Genomic DNA, 13,147 nt, shown 5'->3' on the forward strand with positions numbered 1-13,147 from the left:
ATAAATAAATTACCATCTAAAACAAGTTGAAATACATATTTTTTCGATGAAATACATCATTTATTGAGTTATGTCAATAAAATCAGTTCTGAAAATCAGGATTTGAAACGAATGTTGGGTCAGACAAGGTCAATAGAAAAGCCTTTAAATCCGCTTTGTCTTGGTCAGAGAGCTGAACGCCACCTTGAGCGACGTTTTTCATCAATGGGTCAATTGTTGGAGAGTTTTGTAATCCTTCGCTGTAGAAATCGATAACCTCTTCTAAGGTTTCGAATCTACCATCGTGCATGTATGGCGCTGTGTAAGCTAAATTTCTTAAAGAAGGTGTTCTAAATCTGCCATTATCGTTTGGGTCGCCAGTTACACCACCTAGTCCTAAATCCGTAAATGTTGCGTCTAATCCATTATTATGGAATTCATTATTTGTCCAAAGCGGATTATTGGGGTTTCCATGGCAATGAAAACAATCGCCTTTATCTTCTCTGAGAAAAACATCTAGTCCGTTGAGTTCTTGTGGCGTTAAATTAGCTTGACCAAGTGAATATCTATCGAACTTAGAGTCTGCGGAAATCAACGTGCGCTCGAATTGTGCAATAGCCTTGGCGAGGAGTTCCTTAGTAATTATATTAGTCTCGAAAGCAGCATTAAATAACTCTGGATAATCTGGATGATTTTGCAAGCGTTGTACAACGATTTCTATATCGCTATTCATTTCTATAGGATTTTCTATAGGCTCTAGGGCTTGACGTTCTAGGCTTAATTCTTTACCATCCCAAGCAAATCGTTCGCCGTAGTTCCATGCTAGATTAAATAAAGGCATTGAGTTTCTATTCCCCAGAACTCCGCTAACACCAGCGCTCGTTGGGGTATTATTTGTAAATGCACTGGATGGCGCGTGACAACTGGCGCAGGAAATCGTTTCATCTTCAGACAGTATATTATCGAAAAATAGTCGTTTGCCAAGCGCTACGCCTTCTTTGGTTAAAGGGTTGTCTGTAGGAATAACAGGAGCAAGAATGTTGTCTCTAAACAATTGAGGAATTTCTAAAGCAATAGGATTGGGCGTTTCTTCTGTGACTACAGGGACAAGAGTATCGTCATTTCCTGAACATGAAATGCAACTAATAATTAGTGATAGTATGATTCCTGTTTTTTTCAAAGTTTTATTGCGAAACAGATTTTAAACGAAAAGCATTTTGGCCATTACGAAACATTTGTATTTGTGCCGCAGAATTACGCATTAAATCAGTATTTAATTGATTTAAGTCCCAATCAATAGGATTTGTAAACCACTCTGCGATATTCATTTCTACATTAAATATAGTGTCTTCAGATAGATTTATAGAACCTAAATTAACAGTAAAAAAAGTGTCCTGTGGGAACGTTGGATTTGGTCCTGGATTATCCACGGCTCTTATTGCATGATAGTTATAATTTGCCTCTTGATTGTTATTATCGATATATTTACCGTCCATTTGCATGTAGTGGTAACCGCCACCAAGCATTGCTGGAACATTAAAAGATGCCGAATTTAAATCTAGATAATTTTCAGCATTGTCTTCATTATCAAAACCAAAGGTAAAAGATACGTTTCGGTAATCTCCAGGAGGAATCTGAGAACCAATATTAAAACTTAGATTAGCATTGTTGGTAACATCTATAAGATTATAAATGTCTAGTTCAAAAATCTCGTTATTAGATGCGGTAAAGGTAATATCGGAAATGACATAGCGTAAGCGCTCTATGCTTAATTGGTCTCCTAAGGCATTTGTAAACTGTATAGTACCAAAATCTGCACTCGTTACAGGCGTCCCATTCCAAGTATGCGAAAAATTAAAGGTAGTATTTATATTTAGTGGAGCATTACCATCATCATCACTACAAGCATAAAAGCTAAAGAGTATAAAAAAGATGGGAGCGAAAAATTTGGATTTCATTTTAATTGATTTTAAATATGAGTAGGTCTGTAAATCCTTTGTTTTCTTCGATATCACCCTCATTACTGCTAGTGTCACCGACGGTAATAACTGATTGGTCGTTTAACTCAGTAACGCCATAAGCAAAGTCAATATTGCTTCCGCCAACCGATACTTCCCAAAGTAAATCTCCGTTAGCATTAACTTTAAGTGCCCAAGCATCATTCTGACCTTTATTTTCTGAGACATCACCATCACTACTGCGTGAGCTTCCTGCTAATAAAAAGCTATTATCTCTTGTGATGCTAATATCTCTTGCTACATCAAAACTGGTGCCTCCTAAAGTTTTTTCCCAAATAAGATTACCCTCAGATGAAATTTTTATAAGCCACAAGTCCGCGGCACCATTATTTCCAGAGACATCGCCATCACTACTTCTGGTATCTCCAACAATTACAAAATTGCCGTCCGTTGCTTTAACAATGGCTCTAGCTTCATCAATCTCGTTACCTCCAAAAGATTTTTCCCAAATTAAATCGCCATTAGCGTTAATCTTAACAATCCAAAAATCGTAAGTTCCTTTATTGTTGGATATATCTGTATCTTCACTATCTGATCCACCAGCGATAATAAATCCGCCGTCATCTGTCTCTGCGACGCCTTCTGCGGTATCTGTAAAATTTCCTCCAAAATAACGACTCCACTGAAGATCTCCGGTTTCATTAATTTTTACGGCCCAGTAGTCACCACCTGCATGTCGAAAGGTAGACCGTGAGGTATTACCTTGCCCACCGGAAGCTGTTACGTCTAAAACACCAGTCATCAAGTAACCTAAATCCGATGTTTGTATGAGTGAAATACCAGAATCGTTTCCTTGAAAACCAAATGATTTTTGCCATGAGATGTTTCCTTGGCTATCCAGTTTAGATATCCAGTAATCTTGTGCGCCGTTGTTCCCAGAAACATCACCATCATTACTTTGACTAGTTCCTAAAATGGCAAATCCTCCGTCTTGGGTTTGAATAATTTTTCGCCCTCTATCGTCTTCAGAGCCTCCATAGGTTTTTTGCCACTCTAAAGTATCTTGTGCATTAAATTTTAACACCCAATAATCAAAACTAGAGTCTTGCTTATCCGTAATGTCACCGTCATTACTTTGTGTAAATCCTAAGATGGCGTAGCCGCCATCAGACGTAGCAACAACAGACTGTGCACTATCGTTAAGACTTCCTCCAAATGTAGAAATTGACGTAGTCTCTGTAGGTGCAATTATAGAAACACCGCCAGTAGATAGGTCTTCAAGTTTGGAGCAACTTAAAGTACAAAAACCAAGACTTATAAATAAAAGATGTGTTAGTCGCATTTGTCATCTATTATCTATTGACTTTTTCTAACAACGAATAAACCGCCTTCGATATCACTAATCACTATATTTCCGCTAGCGAAATAAGGATAAACACTCCAAACACCATTAAACGCGGCACTATCGCTAGGGATAAAGGTATCTATAAAATGTGTTTCTGTCATAGGGTTTGTTGACGAGCTAATATTAGAAATATCCAAAATTCGCATTCCTGCTCGATAATTTGCCAAGTAATACTCGTTGCCGAGAACATAACCATTATGATCTATAGCTGGGGTTGTACCAAAATAGGTAGATGAAAGCGTAGGATTATCTAAATCCGAAAAATCGAAAACTAAGGTTTTGGTATTAAACCCAAACGCTTGTTCGTCAGTTTCATCTCCTAATATAAAATAACGTTGGTCATCCGTAAACCAGCCTTGATGGGCATATGACGTTTGTGGATATGTAAACTCGCTAATAGGCACCACATTATTTTTATCGGTTACGTCTAAAACAACAACTTTATCTGTATTTCCATTACTGCCCACATAGATTTCTCTGTTAGCATAATCGGTATCAGGTCCATTATAAGTAATCACTTGTGCATCGTGAGAATAGCCTCCAGCTGTATAATCGTTTATAAATGTAGGATTAAGTGGATTAGAAATATCGACAAAAATTGGTCCGCCACCATTTGTTGAAGAACAGCCTACGAGGTAAGCCACAGCTTCACTTTCGTTAATAACTATGTTGTGACAGCTACCTACACCCGTGTAAATAGCATCCGCAGTAAAAGTTTCAGGAGCATTGCTTACATTTCGCAGACGCGTTAAATCAAAAACTTGCATACCATGCGCTCCAACACCATCTGCTACTATAAAGGCATAGTTGTTGTAAACTTTAACATCACGCCAAAAGTTGGTACCAGCATTAGTATTAAGCCTTCCTAAAAATAAGGGATTTAATGGGTCTGAAATATCTACAAAAGCAGTAGAATTTGTTAGAGCAATAAGTGCAATTTCATTTCCATTTGAAGGATCTGTCCAGCCCCAGATATCACTACCTTCTATATTAGAAGCGGTGCTTCCTCCAAGTGTATTTACATCAATAACAGATAAAACATCAATCTTATCACAAGGATATGGCCCTGCCATACCATCAACGCACGATGCATTTACCGTGTAAGGACTTGGGTCGCAAGCATCACCAACGCCATCATTATCAACATCTTCTTGTGTTGGATTAGCATTATTAGGGCAATTATCACACGCATCTCCTATACCGTCACTATCTGAGTCCTCTTGGTTAGGATTTGGTATTAAAGGACAATTATCATCCACATCGGCAACGCCATCACCATCATCATCAGTATCACAAACATCACCAATGCCATCATTGTCTGTATCTAGCTGGTCAGGATTTGGAATTAAAGGACAATTATCGTCCACGTCTGCAATGCCATCTTCATCATCGTCAGTATCACAAACGTCACCATCTCCATCGCTATCTGTATCTATTTGATCTGGATTAGGAATAGTAGGACAATTATCTTCTACGTCTAAAACACCATCGCCATCATCATCGGTATCGCAAGCATCACCTATGCCGTCATTATTCGAATCGACTTGACTACTATTAGATGTGTTTGGGCAGTTGTCCTCATCATCGTTTATACCGTCATTATCTGTATCTACATTTACCACAGGAGGCGGAGGCGCTTCTTCATCTTTACATCCATTAATCAAAAAAATAGATAGACATAGGAGTAGTCTGAGTGTAAGTTTGGTAAAATTCATTTGGGTATTTTTTTGCAATTTAACCATTCATCTTAATACTTAACTAAAATTAGATGAATAAATTACATGTAATATGAGAAAAGCATAATATTTTTGCAGCATGATAGAAGATAAGAATCCACAGCGTACGCCATTGAGTGAACTCGGTGAGTTTAAGCTAATTGAGCATTTAACGGAGCATTTTAAGATAAACCATAAGTCAACTGTTTTAGGAATTGGTGATGACGCAGCCATTTTAAGTCCATCAAAAAAACAGATAGTAGTTACTACAGATTTACTAGTAGAAGGTGTGCATTTCGATTTAAGCTATGTGCCACTAAAACACCTAGGTTACAAAGCTGTAATGGTCAATGTTTCTGATGTTTGTGCTATGAATGCTAATCCTACTCAGATAACAGTGTCTATTGCTGTTTCTAATAGATTTCCTGTGGAAGCTTTAGAAGAATTATATGCTGGTATCGAAACGGCCTCGCGACTATATAATGTAGATGTCGTTGGCGGCGATACAACTTCTTCGACTTCCGGACTCATTATATCTATTACTGCTATTGGCGAGGTTGAAGAAGATAAAGTTGTAAAACGTTCAGGCGCAAAACCAAATGATTTGGTTGTTGTTACGGGAGATTTAGGAGGTGCCTATATGGGGCTTCAGGTTTTAGAACGTGAAAAGGCCGTTTTTAAAGTCAATCCTCAAAATCAACCAGATTTATCGATGTATACTTACATTGTAGAACGACAACTTAAACCAGAGGCACGGAAAGACATCGTAGATTTATTAAAACAATTAGAGGTGAAACCAACTAGCATGATAGATATCAGTGACGGACTATCATCAGAAATTATCCATATCTGTAAGCAAAGCAATGTTGGCGTAGATTTATACGAAAATAAGATTCCGCTAGACCCTCAAGTTATTGGTACTTGCGAAGAATTTAATATAGACAGTACTACGATAGCTCTCAATGGTGGCGAAGATTATGAGTTGCTTATGACAATAGCACAAGAGGATTATCCTAAAATAAAGGGCAATCCAAACTTAACCGTTATTGGCTACATTACAGAAGCAGAACGAGGTATGCATTTAGTAACAAGAGCCGAAACAAAAATCCCGATTATTGCTAAAGGCTGGAAAAGTTTTAATGAAAATGAGCAGCAGTAATTAAGCTGCCGAAGTTTCGAAGCGTCGCGCTCTCATACGTGCTAGCTTGTTCGAATATATTCTGGCTAAAGTCGCATTAATTTCTCTGAACTTTGGTGTAAGCTCTGTTAATCTCCCATTGCCATTAGTCGTTAACTCACGCTTACAACATGCACAGGTGTACTCTTTTACATGCTCTGTAACATCTTTTGTCACCTTGTAATTGTGGCCAAATAAATCGCAATAAAAGCGCTGTGGTAAATTAGGTCGAGTAGATGATTTCATAATTAGCTAGATTTGAGACAACTAACATAGCCAAAAAAATTATCTGAAACGCTAAAACGTATTATTTTTCGACAAAACGCTTTAAAAAGTAAGATAATTCTTTTTTATTTTCAATATGACTCATGTGTCCTTCTGAAAAAATTACAGTTTCAATGTCTGTGTTTTTTGTCTTTTTTAATACTAATTCCTTATCGACAATCCAATCCTTCTCGCCAATTATAATTACTTTTTTTCCGTTTATGGATTTAAAAACATCATATCTATTAGGTCTTATAGCCATTCCTTTGTGTCCAGCGATAAAGCCTTGCACGGGTGTTTTTAAACCAATATCGAGCGCTTTTTTTATTTCGGAAGCAAAAGGCACTTTACTTTCTGGAGCAAAAAGATTCACAAAAGACATGCGGACTAAGCTTTCGTAATTCGTGGTGGCCATTTGTGCGGCGCGAGCTCTAAGTATTTTTCGTTCGTTATCATCAGCCTCAAAAGTAGAATTCATCAGACAAAGGTCATTAACTAAATTAGGATGCTTCTCTGCTAAAGCTAATGCCACATAACCACCCATAGAATGACCTACACAGCTAATTTCTTCAATCTGTAAATGCTTCAAAACGGCAAAAACGGCTTCTGCCATATCATCCATAGAATGTATATAACCTAAGCATTCGGTCTTTCCATGCCCAAGAAGATCAATGCAAATAACTTTTCGGGTCTTGGAGAGCTCCGGCACAAAATCGGTCCACATATCAATAGTTTCCAAAAAACCATGTAGTAAAACAAGCACTTTACCTTGACCTTTAACGGTATAATTAATCGAAATATTCTTGTAATTCAGTGTCATACTGCAAATATAAATTTTGAAAACTGATGTCGCTCCTATCGTTTTCACATTTATTATATTTACTGACGACTAAAATCAATGTCTTATGATACTAAATCGCTTTTTAGCTCTTTTGCTTTGTATTGTTTCGCTATCACTTTCGGCGCAAATTGAAGCAGAGAAACTGGATAAACTCATCCAAGAAACATTAACCACTTTTGATGTTCCAGGGATTTCTGTGGGTATTCTAAAAGATAACCAGATTATTTACTCTCGAGGATTTGGAGTTCGTTCTTTGGAAACCAAAAGAAAAATGAATGCAGAAACCAAAGTCGGTGTAGCCTCTAATAGTAAGGGCTTTACCTGCTTTGCTTTAGCTATGCTTATAGACGAAGGAAAACTAAATTGGGATGATAAAGTGAGAAAGTACATACCAGAGTTTCAATTGTATGACCCATACATTACCGAAGCTTTTACCATTAGAGATTTGGTGACGCACAGAAGTGGATTAGGATTAGGGTCTGGCGATTTAATGTTTTTTCCAGAAGGAAGTGATTTTACGATTCAAGATATTATAGATAACCAAAAATATATAAAACCACAAAGTCAGTTTCGTACAGATTTTAGATACAATAACAACATGTACATCGTAGCTGGTGAAGTTTTGAAGCGCGTTAGTGGTATGTCTTGGGAAGACTTTATCGAAACTCGAATTATGCGCCCTGTTGGCATGGTAAACAGTAAGGCATCTTATAACAGAGTTACAGACAAGTCTAATATTATTGAAGCGCACACGAGAACAGAAGGAAAGGTGATTCAGATTCCTCATGATTGGAGTCCAACAGCCAATGCAGCTGGAGGTATTGTAAGTAATGTTAGAGATATGCTCACTTGGGCTCAGTTTTTAATGAATGATGCTGTAACGGTAGACGGTACGCGATTATTAAGTTCAGAACAATTTCATGAGCTATGGCAATTGCAAACGCCTCTTAAAGTCCGAAAAGGCGATTGGTACGATTCTAATTTTAGAGGTTACGGATTGGGTTGGTTTGTTACAGATGTTAAAGGTGGACACAAACAAGTTTATCATACCGGAGGTTTGTTAGGAACAGTGACTCAATTCACTATGATTCCTGATTTAAATTTAGCAATAGTCGTTTTGACCAATCAAATGAATGGTCGCGCTTTTAATACCATTACAAATACTATTAAAGACGCATATCTAGGTTACGAGAATAGAGATTGGCTAAAAAACTATGGAAGCAGCCATGTCAGAAATTTGAAATATAACGATAGTATAAAAGCGTCGGTTTTTGCTCAAGTAGATAGAATGAATGACAGTAAATTACTGCCTCAGCCAAAGCAGATTGTTGGGACATACAAAGACGCTTGGTTTGGAAATATTAGTATTAGCCATGACGGTAAGAACTACACCATTAAAAGTGAACGTTCTTCTCAGCTTGTAGGCGAATTACTGCCTTATAGTCCTACAACCTATGTGGCCAAATGGAATAACAGAAGTTTCGATGCTGATGTGTTTGTTAATTTCACTTTTGATAAAGACGGAAAAGCCCAGTCAGCTACAATGAAATTTGTAGCACCAATCACCGATTTTAGCTTCGATTTTGAAGATTTAGAACTTAAACGTATAGACTAATGAATCGAACTAAAGAAATTTGGATGAGTGGCTTTGCGCTGTTCTCAATGTTTTTCGGTGCTGGAAATCTTATTTTGCCACCGCTTTTGGGTTTTAATGCGTTGGATCAATGGCTCATTGTAGCTTTAGGTTTTGCGATAACGGCCGTAGTTATTCCCATAATGGCCATTTACGCTCATGCTAAACTTCAAGGGACTCTGTACGACTTTGGTAAAAAAGTATCGCCAATTTTTAGTACAGTGTATTGTGTATTGATATACATTATAGCCATAGCTTTACCAGCACCACGTACGGCATCGGTGACCCATGAAATGGCAATTCAACCTTTTTTTGAAACACCAACATTGCTCACGAGTGCTATTTATTTTTTATTGGTGTTGGTCTTTGTGCTCAACCGTTCTAAAGTGCTAAGTATCATTGGTAAATTTCTAACACCACTGATTGTACTTATTCTATTGCTAATTATTAGTATTGGTATATTTTCTGATGCTTCTATTGCTAACTCTGGTGTGTCTTCCGCACCATTAGTAGATGGTATTTTAGAAGGCTATCAGACCTTTGATGCCATTGGTGGTGTTGTGGTTGGTGCTGTTCTTATAATATCTCTTAACCTTAGAGGACATCATGGTTTTGAGGATAAAAAGGAGCTCATCAAAAAATCGGGACTTATCGCAGGAACAGGTCTATTTGTTATTTATGCTGGATTAATTGTGGTTGGCGCTTTGTATAGCAGTTATTTTCCTTCGGATATAGACCGTACAGCATTATTAGCAGGTCTTAGTCTAGAGACATTGGGAAGTATCGGACGTACTTTTTTAAGTGTTTTGGTAGCCTTGGCATGTTTTACGACGGCTGTTGGGATTATTACAGGTACAGCGGATTATTTTAAAGGCCTATTTGGCAATTCGCAAAAAGCTTACATCATCACAGGAGTTATAGGTTGTGTTATAGGTGTAATTGTCGGAAGCTATAATGTTGGCTTTATTATCGATATTGCTTTACCAGCATTAATGTTTATTTACCCAATAACTATTATTCTTATTTTGCTCAATACGGTACCTTCAAAATGGGCGTCGCCTTTGGTATTTAAGATTGTGGTTTTAGCCACGTTTATATTTAGTATTCCAGATTTTTTGAAGTTTTTAGTGAATCCTGAACAACTAGAATCCATTGTAAATAGCATACCATTAGCAAAACATAGTTTGGGTTGGGTATTGCCAGCTTTGGCAGCTTTTATTCTTACAAATTTGTTTCAGAAAACGACTACTGCGCGTTCAAATTCTTAATAGCCGAAAAGGCCTGGTCTACAAGATGGCTTTCCACTAAAACCGTAAATTCGTTAGTGGTAGAAATGACTTCGTAAAGCGAAATACCTTCCCATGCAAAGCGTTTAAAAATCTGATAGTATAATCCCGAAATCCGAGAATTATTTTTGGGGAGACGAATACTTATGGCGGATAAGTTATCTTGCGAATCAATCATTTTTTCACCCTGAAAACTTTCAAGAACAACACGTTTTTCAGATTCTGAAACAACGATGTTACTCTCGTAAATACCTCTAGAAAACCCGTAAAAAGATTTTATATCTAAAGTTTCGATAAGCTTGGTATGGCTTTTAATCAAGGTGTCCGAATTCTGAAATGTATAATCAATTAAATTAGACCTAACGGTAATGTCACCCAACTGTTTTAGTACCGCTTTTAATTGATGTGATTGTCGTAAATGCACAGGTGGCGCATAACGACGTAACGCCATCATAATAGCACCTGTTTTTACAGGTTTACCCAACATTTTGCTTACAGGGTCTTGAAGTTCTTCGGATAATGCTGAAAAGTTTATGATTTCCCTAAAAAGCGCCTCTTCCAAAAAGGGCTGTTTAATTAAAATATCTTCAACGCATGAGGCTATCGTTTTCATTTTTAATTGTTTTTGTATTCAGTTTAATGTATCTGACTTGATGGAGTAACAAAGCTCATCTTCAATTTTCATTATGTTATATAATTAACATGATGTGCAAAAATAAACTATTTTTTCTAATAATTAGCAACACAGCATCTTACAAATCTATTTTTGCACTATAAAAAGAAAAGAATATGTTAGTATATAAATTTGGAGGAACGTCTGTGGGTTCTGTAGTAAATATGAACCACGTAAAAGACATTATTAACACCAAAGACCAGAAAATAGTGGTGCTCTCTGCCATGTCAGGAACTACAAACGCTTTGGTTACAATTTCAGAACACATACAAGCTGGTCGAATTGATGAAGCGCAAGAACAGATTAATAGACTTAACGAAACCTACAACACTACCGTTTACAATTTACTTCATGACGAAAGGTTAAGGCAAGAGGTTAGTGATTATGTCAACGGTATTTTTAAAAATCTGGTTCAAGCGTCAACACGTCAATTTAATATACAATTACATAATAGTATTGTGGCTAATGGCGAGTTGTTATCGACGTTTATGTTCAGCCGATTTTTACAACAAGAAGGCTTTAATGTACAGTTATTACCAGCATTAGACTTTATGCGTTTAAATCGCAGTAACGAGCCTGACAATTTTTATATTAAACAAAACATCTTTAGAGCAATTGATAGTCAACCATCGGCCGATATATACATCACTCAAGGGTTTATAAGTTTAGACGCCGATGGTGCTATTACCAATTTACAGCGTGGCGGTAGCGATTATACGGCTACCATTATCGGTGCAGCTATTGAAGCGGATGAGGTGCAAATCTGGACAGATATCGATGGGTTTCATAACAACGACCCACGTTATGTAAACGATACCAAAGCCTTGTCGCATTTGTCTTATGACGAAGCGGCGGAGTTGGCCTACTTTGGTGCAAAGATTCTGCATCCGCAAACCGTGATGCCTGTACGTAGTTTAGATATTCCGTTACGTCTTAAAAACACCATGGCACCAGATGCACATGGCACATTGATTACCAATAAAATTCATGGCGAAGGCATTAAAGCCATTGCCGCCAAAGATGGTATTACGGCTATAAAAATAAAATCGGTTAGGATGCTATTGGCGCACGGTTTTTTAAAGAAAGTTTTTGAGATTTTCGAGACTTTTGAAACACCAATAGACATGATTACCACGTCCGAAATTGCCGTATCGCTAACCATTGACGACGCACGACATTTAGATGCTATTGTTTTAGAACTTCAAAAATTTGCTGAGGTCGAGGTGCAAGATTATATGAGTATTGTGTGTTTGGTAGGTAACCAAATTATTTACCATCCTGATACGCCAGAACTCTTCCAAGTGTTGCAAGATGTTAATGTACGTATGATTGCCTATGGCGGCAGCAACAACAATATTTCCTTACTCGTAAACACGAGCGATAAGTTAGAGACGCTTCAAAAACTACAACGCTACGTGTTCGAAGATTCTTCAGTTCCGATATCCGTCGGAGTTTAGTTAATTAGTTTAGTTAAAAAAAGCACCGAAAAGGTGCTTTTTTTTAATTCATTGATGCGATGTATTAATTACCTAATCCCATATTTTTCATGTCTTCCAATTTCTGGATCTTCACATCTGCTGGGATTTCTAGTTTATAATCAGCCATTTGCGCATTATCATTAAACTCAACAGCTTTATAAGTCATTAAGAAGCCTTCACCTTTAACTGAAAATTCTAAGCAAAGTCCAGGAACGTTGGTTGGCATCTGCTCCATACCTTCTGGACGCTTAAAGTTTTCTGTATACCAAAAGGTAGATGTATTTCCAGAATCGTCTTTAGAAATGGCTTTTTTACAGGTTATACCAAGGATATCTTTGGTTTCGTTGATAAATTGTATTTCTGGTGCGCCTTCGTCTTCGTCGTTATCTTTTAGAGTTTCGGGGTCTCCTCTGTAGGCCAGTTTGCCTACCATTCCTGTTAGGTATATAGTGGCCTCGCTTTGTTTTACATCCATTTCTAGAGTCATGGTCATCATGGTGCCCATATTGGTTTGTATCCACGATTTATCCGCGTTTGCAGCAACCTCTATGGTAGAACCTTGCATCATGGCTGCTACCATTTCTGCATCTTCATCACTAGATTGGATGTCTGTGTTGTATTTAACATAAAACCCGGTTTGCGCTAGTCCTGCAAAGGTAAAACAAGCGGTAAGTATAAGGCTGTAAATTAGTTTCATGTGTTATATTTATTGATAAGACTCAAATATACGATAACTAC

General features: G+C 37.4%; 12 protein-coding genes. 4 read left to right on the forward strand and 8 right to left on the reverse strand.

Annotation, left to right across the window (positions count from 1 at the left end; translation table 11 throughout):
* Nucleotides 1-82 precede the first annotated feature (82 nt).
* Genes DFQ05_RS08640 through DFQ05_RS08655 form a run of 4 tightly spaced genes read right to left on the reverse strand, consistent with a single transcriptional unit; the run spans nucleotide 83 to nucleotide 5,057 of the window.
* Nucleotides 83-1,159: a cytochrome-c peroxidase gene (locus DFQ05_RS08640; RefSeq protein WP_241974236.1), complete on the reverse strand. Its 1,077-nt coding sequence runs from the start codon at nucleotides 1,157-1,159 to the stop codon at nucleotides 83-85.
* Between the two features lie 4 nt (nucleotides 1,160-1,163).
* Nucleotides 1,164-1,937 (reverse strand): MbnP family protein, encoded by a 774-nt coding sequence (locus DFQ05_RS08645; protein ID WP_132704982.1) that lies wholly within the window; start codon nucleotides 1,935-1,937, stop codon nucleotides 1,164-1,166.
* 1 nt (nucleotide 1,938) lies between these two features.
* The gene (locus DFQ05_RS08650) at nucleotides 1,939-3,279 is read right to left on the reverse strand and encodes a hypothetical protein (RefSeq protein WP_132704983.1); all 1,341 of its coding nucleotides are present in this window, start codon (nucleotides 3,277-3,279) and stop codon (nucleotides 1,939-1,941) included.
* A gap of 14 nt (nucleotides 3,280-3,293) precedes the next feature.
* On the reverse strand, nucleotides 3,294-5,057 hold the full coding sequence (locus DFQ05_RS08655; protein WP_132704984.1) for a choice-of-anchor B family protein: 1,764 nt from the start codon (nucleotides 5,055-5,057) through the stop codon (nucleotides 3,294-3,296).
* A 100-nt stretch (nucleotides 5,058-5,157) separates the two neighbouring features.
* Here DFQ05_RS08655 and thiL point away from each other — a divergent pair, with 100 nt between their 5' ends.
* Entirely contained in the window at nucleotides 5,158-6,216 is a 1,059-nt protein-coding gene (thiL, locus tag DFQ05_RS08660; protein ID WP_132704985.1) for a thiamine-phosphate kinase, read from the forward strand.
* Here the strand turns inward: thiL and DFQ05_RS08665 are convergent, their stop codons facing one another.
* Entirely contained in the window at nucleotides 6,217-6,480 is a 264-nt protein-coding gene (locus DFQ05_RS08665) for a hypothetical protein (RefSeq protein ID WP_132704986.1), read from the reverse strand.
* 61 nt (nucleotides 6,481-6,541) lie between these two features.
* Nucleotides 6,542-7,318, reverse strand: a complete 777-nt coding sequence (locus DFQ05_RS08670) for an alpha/beta fold hydrolase (protein ID WP_132704987.1) — start codon at nucleotides 7,316-7,318, stop codon at nucleotides 6,542-6,544.
* An 85-nt stretch (nucleotides 7,319-7,403) separates the two neighbouring features.
* On the opposite strand from DFQ05_RS08670, the gene DFQ05_RS08675 reads away from it, so the two are divergent.
* On the forward strand, nucleotides 7,404-8,954 hold the full coding sequence (locus DFQ05_RS08675; protein WP_132704988.1) for a serine hydrolase: 1,551 nt from the start codon (nucleotides 7,404-7,406) through the stop codon (nucleotides 8,952-8,954).
* Nucleotides 8,954-10,240 (forward strand): branched-chain amino acid transport system II carrier protein, encoded by a 1,287-nt coding sequence (gene brnQ / locus DFQ05_RS08680; protein WP_132704989.1) that lies wholly within the window; start codon nucleotides 8,954-8,956, stop codon nucleotides 10,238-10,240. Before DFQ05_RS08675 ends, brnQ begins: the two co-directional genes overlap by 1 nt.
* Here the strand turns inward: brnQ and DFQ05_RS08685 are convergent.
* Nucleotides 10,218-10,871: a hypothetical protein gene (locus DFQ05_RS08685; RefSeq protein WP_132704990.1), complete on the reverse strand. Its 654-nt coding sequence runs from the start codon at nucleotides 10,869-10,871 to the stop codon at nucleotides 10,218-10,220. The genes brnQ and DFQ05_RS08685 overlap by 23 nt on opposite strands.
* A gap of 176 nt (nucleotides 10,872-11,047) precedes the next feature.
* On the opposite strand from DFQ05_RS08685, the gene DFQ05_RS08690 reads away from it, so the two are divergent.
* On the forward strand, nucleotides 11,048-12,388 hold the full coding sequence (locus DFQ05_RS08690; RefSeq protein ID WP_132704991.1) for an aspartate kinase: 1,341 nt from the start codon (nucleotides 11,048-11,050) through the stop codon (nucleotides 12,386-12,388).
* A 64-nt stretch (nucleotides 12,389-12,452) separates the two neighbouring features.
* Here the strand turns inward: DFQ05_RS08690 and DFQ05_RS08695 are convergent, their stop codons facing one another.
* Nucleotides 12,453-13,106, reverse strand: a complete 654-nt coding sequence (locus tag DFQ05_RS08695; RefSeq protein WP_132704992.1) for a hypothetical protein — start codon at nucleotides 13,104-13,106, stop codon at nucleotides 12,453-12,455.
* Nucleotides 13,107-13,147 lie beyond the last annotated feature (41 nt).

Source organism: Winogradskyella wandonensis, assembly GCF_004346845.1.
Lineage (GTDB): Bacteria > Bacteroidota > Bacteroidia > Flavobacteriales > Flavobacteriaceae > Winogradskyella > Winogradskyella wandonensis.

Excerpts from the sequence above, each read along its gene's own strand:
- DFQ05_RS08645 (WP_132704982.1), bottom strand. The coding sequence starts at position 1,937 with ATGAAATCCAAATTTTTCGCTCCCATCTTTTTTATACTCTTTAGCTTT.
- DFQ05_RS08650 (WP_132704983.1), bottom strand. The coding sequence starts at position 3,279 with ATGCGACTAACACATCTTTTATTTATAAGTCTTGGTTTTTGTACTTTA.
- DFQ05_RS08655 (WP_132704984.1), bottom strand. The coding sequence starts at position 5,057 with ATGAATTTTACCAAACTTACACTCAGACTACTCCTATGTCTATCTATT.
- thiL (WP_132704985.1), top strand. The coding sequence starts at position 5,158 with ATGATAGAAGATAAGAATCCACAGCGTACGCCATTGAGTGAACTCGGT.
- DFQ05_RS08665 (WP_132704986.1), bottom strand. The coding sequence starts at position 6,480 with ATGAAATCATCTACTCGACCTAATTTACCACAGCGCTTTTATTGCGAT.
- DFQ05_RS08670 (WP_132704987.1), bottom strand. The coding sequence starts at position 7,318 with ATGACACTGAATTACAAGAATATTTCGATTAATTATACCGTTAAAGGT.
- DFQ05_RS08675 (WP_132704988.1), top strand. The coding sequence starts at position 7,404 with ATGATACTAAATCGCTTTTTAGCTCTTTTGCTTTGTATTGTTTCGCTA.
- brnQ (WP_132704989.1), top strand. The coding sequence starts at position 8,954 with ATGAATCGAACTAAAGAAATTTGGATGAGTGGCTTTGCGCTGTTCTCA.
- DFQ05_RS08685 (WP_132704990.1), bottom strand. The coding sequence starts at position 10,871 with ATGAAAACGATAGCCTCATGCGTTGAAGATATTTTAATTAAACAGCCC.
- DFQ05_RS08690 (WP_132704991.1), top strand. The coding sequence starts at position 11,048 with ATGTTAGTATATAAATTTGGAGGAACGTCTGTGGGTTCTGTAGTAAAT.
- DFQ05_RS08695 (WP_132704992.1), bottom strand. The coding sequence starts at position 13,106 with ATGAAACTAATTTACAGCCTTATACTTACCGCTTGTTTTACCTTTGCA.